Here is a 958-nt window from a genome sequence, read left to right as displayed (position 1 = left end):
TGGCTTAGAGGGAAATATGAAAAAATCGATAGTACCAGATGAATTTAGGCATTACTTTGATGATTGGCATTTCTCGCCAGTAATTGAAGCTGATGGCACTGTATATTTGTCAGGTGTTACTGCTGCTAGAAAGGATAAGCAAATAAGTACGAACCCAGAAGAACAGTTCCATGACGCTTTCTATAAGCTCGGGATTTACCTTAATGCGGCAGGGTTAACTTACGACGATATCCTCGAAATGACGACATTCCACATTGACTTAAAGAAGCACATAGATGTGTTTTCAAAAGTAAAAGATGAATATGTTAAAAAGCCTTATCCTGCTTGGTCAGCTATTGGAGTTTCAGAGTTTATCCCAGAGAACGCACTTGTTGAAATGAGAATAGTGGCCAAACGTTAGCATCGCCATAACAAAGCGTTTAAGACAGATTCGCAACGCTTGGCATTCCCAGTTCAAATTGAGTTCTTGTGTTTACAGCACAATGGTTTGGGTTAGGTGGTAGCGTTGCTCACTACTTAACGCGGCGTTAGTTTGCAATAGTAGAAAAGCGTTTATGGTCAAAGAGCCTAGTGCGGTTTTCGTTCTTTACACCTGCTTGTTTCCTAATCTCACGATCTTTCCGGTGGCACTATATGGGAAGTGTATGTGGCAGGTTAGTCACTTACTGGTTCTAACTTTTTCGCTATGGTTCTTTTGCGCGGCTTCTTTGTTTTTGTGGCGAATTTGCAAATCTTAGGTGCAAGCGCACTTTGCCGTCAGGCTCATCGCTTGAATCCTTTGCCAGTTGAAGTGTTTTAAACCGTGGTTGCTCAGCGCATGTCGCTTCTAAGCCAAGTGCGTTTTGTTGGTTGGGCTTGAGTTCTGTAGTTTTCAATTTTACATCTGCGTTCAAAGCCAGTAGTTTTGTAACCAATTCAGCACCTTGGCGCTAAGCCTCTCGCATTATCATGTAGGCAA

At 42.3% G+C, this 958-nt stretch carries 1 protein-coding gene; it reads left to right on the top strand.

Translation table 11 applies throughout. The annotated features are described in order from the left end of the window. Positions 1-400: RidA family protein (locus UA76_RS14405; RefSeq protein ID WP_238322312.1), on the top strand; the 400-nt coding region annotated here is incomplete at its 5' end. Positions 401-958: the final 558 nt, after the last annotated feature.

The organism is Vibrio mexicanus (genome assembly GCF_001012815.1).
Taxonomy (GTDB): domain Bacteria; phylum Pseudomonadota; class Gammaproteobacteria; order Enterobacterales; family Vibrionaceae; genus Vibrio; species Vibrio mexicanus.
This window is presented reverse-complemented; position numbering and strand designations above follow the sequence as displayed.